The sequence below is a fragment of the Azospirillum oryzae genome (assembly GCF_008364795.1).
Taxonomy (GTDB): Bacteria; Pseudomonadota; Alphaproteobacteria; order Azospirillales; family Azospirillaceae; genus Azospirillum; species Azospirillum oryzae.
In genome coordinates this window covers 1-2840 of record NZ_VTTM01000026.1, presented here as the reverse complement: position 1 = coordinate 2840, position 2840 = coordinate 1, and the positions used below count along the sequence as shown (strand labels likewise).

Annotated in this window: 3 protein-coding genes; 1 reads left to right on the top strand and 2 read right to left on the bottom strand. The window is 67.3% G+C overall.

Features of this window, described 5'->3' with window-relative positions; all coding sequences use genetic code 11:
* Nucleotides 1–300: 300 nt before the first annotated feature.
* Both istB and istA read right to left on the bottom strand, forming a co-directional pair.
* On the bottom strand, nt 301–1053 hold the full coding sequence (istB, locus tag FZ938_RS30305; RefSeq protein ID WP_098735029.1) for an IS21-like element helper ATPase IstB: 753 nt from the start codon (nt 1051–1053) through the stop codon (nt 301–303).
* A gap of 9 nt (nt 1054–1062) precedes the next feature.
* Nucleotides 1063–2610, bottom strand: coding sequence for an IS21 family transposase (gene istA / locus FZ938_RS30300; protein WP_098735030.1), 1548 nt, complete (start codon nt 2608–2610; stop codon nt 1063–1065).
* Here istA and FZ938_RS30895 point away from each other — a divergent pair.
* A partial coding sequence (locus FZ938_RS30895) for a hypothetical protein (protein WP_211101205.1) occupies nt 2588–2840 on the top strand: 253 nt, incomplete at its 3' end. The two genes, istA and FZ938_RS30895, sit on opposite strands and share 23 nt — an antisense overlap.

The window sequence follows — 2840 nt, the reverse complement described above, 5'->3', positions numbered from 1 at the left end:
TGCAGATTCCGATGAAGCCGGCCGGGTATTCCGATTTGAAAGCGGCCACTGTTCCGAACTGAAGCCGGCCAGCGTTCCGAAGGAAAGCGGCCGGGGTGGCGTATCCCCGCGAGGCGTTTTTCGTGTCGCATGAGCATGGCGTCGGGTCAAGCCGCCATGATCATGTCGAGGTGGAGGGCGTCCCCGGAATCCATAGGAGGGCCCCGGGCAAGCCGGTCGCGAGCGCGCCTCATCACGCTGGAGAGCGGCCGGCTTGCCTGGGAGGTGCCTGTGGAGCTCCGGGGGCGCCCGGCGGTCTCGTCACTCTCCGTCGGACAGGGCTGGCTGGCGTCGCGGCTTGCGCATTGAGTCTCCGGTGAGGTCGATGCGGTAGGCGTTGTGAAGAATGCGGTCCAAGATCGCGTCCCCGAGAGTCGGATCCCCAATGAGTTCGTGCCAGCGGTCCGTGGGGATTTGGCTGGTGATCAGCAGAGAGCCGGCGTTGTAGCGGTCCTCTACGATCTCGAGCAGGTCGCGGCGCTGCTCTGCGTTCAGCGGCTCTGGTCCCCAGTCGTCCAAGATGAGAAGTCGCACGCGGGCGAAGCCACGCATCAGGCGGGCGTAACGGCCGTCGCCATGTGCCAGGGCCAGGGTCTCGAACAGCCGGGGCATCCGCTGGTAGAGTACCGATAGGTTTTCGCGGCAGGCACGGTGGCCAAGCGCGCAGGCCAGCCAGGATTTGCCGATGCCGGTCGGCCCGGTGATGATCACGTTCTGGTGGTCGTGGATCCATCGGCAGGTCGCCAGCTTCTGGAACAGCGCGCGGTCCAGCCCACGCGGCGCCCGGAAATCAACATCCTCGATCACGGCGGGATGGCGCAGCCGGGCGCTCTTGGCGCGCGCTTCGAAACGTTTCTGCCGCCGCAGCGTCACCTCGTGATCGAGCAGCACACCCAGCCATTCCTCATGGCTGAGGGTGCCAGCCTCGCGGTTGGTCTGCATCTCGCGCAACGCCTTGGCCATGCCGTGCAGCCCCAGGTCGCTGAGCTGGTCGAAGGTGGGATGGGAAAGCATGGTGGGCTCCTAATGAAAGTACCGCGAGCCGCGGATGTTGGCGTGGTCCAGCGCCGGCGCCTCAGGGCGGGCGGTGGAGCGAACCCGGTCCAGGTTGTTGCGTAGGATCGAGGCGATGCTGTCGGCGGTGGTGGCGCCGATCTCCAGCGCCCGGGCACTCACCGCCTCGGCGCGGGCCCGGTTGGGGCCGCGAAACAGCTTCAGCACGCCACGGCAGGTGCGGAAGCCCTGTTCCGGGTGCGGCCGGCTGGCGAGGATGGCGCGGATCAACGCCACAGTGTTGGGGCCGAGGTCGCCGGCGTCCCGCTCGAAACGTTCAGGGCTCCACTCGGCGTATCGGCGGTGTGCCGCCGGCATGTGCTCGGGCACGGTGCTGTGGCGCTCGCCGCCGTGTCGGCGGGCATGGGCGGCGACCCGCTGGCCGCGGTGGAAGAACTCCACCGTGGTGGCGGTGAGGCGTGCGTCGATCTGTTGGCGGATCAGCGCCGCCGGTACCGAGTAGTAGAAGCCGGCGACCTCGACATGGTAGTCGGGGCCGACGCGCACGAGCTTCCACTCCGCGTATTCGTAGGGCGTGTCGGGTAGCGGCCGCAGCGCCGGCCGATCAAGCTGTTCGAACAGCTCCCTGCGGCTGAGCCCAAGGCGACGCTGGGGTCGTGTGTTGAGGTCTTCCAGCACCCGGTCGATCGCGCCATTGGCTTCGGCCAGGGAGAAGAACGGCAGATTGCGCAGCCGGCCGAGGATGAAGTATTGCGCAATGCGCACACCGGCTTCCACCTTGGCCTTGTCACGCGGGCGACGCGGACGCGCCGGCAGGATGCCGACGCTGTAGGCGTGCGCCATGTGGGCATAACTGCGGTTGAGCTCCGGGTCGTAAAAGGAAGCCTTGAGGACGCCGCTTTTCAGGTTGTCCGGCACGATCAGACGCGGGCAGCCCTGAAACGCTTCCAGCATGCGGACATGCGCCCCGATCCAGTCGGGCAGCGTCTGCGTCCAGGTCGCCTCGGCGTAGGTGTAGTTGGAGGCGCCCAGCACGGCGATGAAGAGCTGGGCGGGCCGCACGGCGCCGGTGGCGGGATCGCGGATGGGCAGCGTCTTGCCGGAGTAGTCGACGAAGACCTTGTCGCCGGCCAGGTGGGGCTGACGCATGCTGGGGGCGAGCCGCGCCTCGAACTCCCGGTACAACTCGCAGAAGCGGCTGTAGCCGTAGCCGTCGGGATGAGCGGCGCGGTACTCCTCCCACAGGATCATCAGCGTGACGCCCGGGCGTTTGAGTTCGCGGTGCATAGCCGCCCAGTCGGGTTCCGGACGCCGGCGGGCGCCGGGGCGAATGTTCGGACGGGCGAACAGCCGCTCCTCCAGCTCGGCATCGCTGAGGTCGGGGGGCAGTGGCCAGGACAGGCCTGCGACATGGGCGCGCTCCAGGTACTCCGCCACGGTGCTGCGCGCGACACCGAGCTGGGCTGCGATCTGGCGATCGCTGGTCGGCAGCAGGCTGCCGAACTTCAGGCGAAACAATTCACGGATTTGCCGCATGGAAAGCCTCAAGGCTGGCATCCGCTCCTCCTGTCGGTTGGATCAGGAGGCGGTGCTTGATGGAAGCTCTCCTCGCAGGGAAGACACCATCATCATGCCGACGATGATGCCGGCCGCCTTCACGGTGGAAGGGGGGCCGGCTTCATGTCGGAACGGTGGCCGCCTTCAAATCGGAATGCCGGCCGGCTTGCGATCGGAACACTGGCCGCTTTGGCGTCGGAAACCGTGGCCGCTTTCAGTCGGAATCTGCA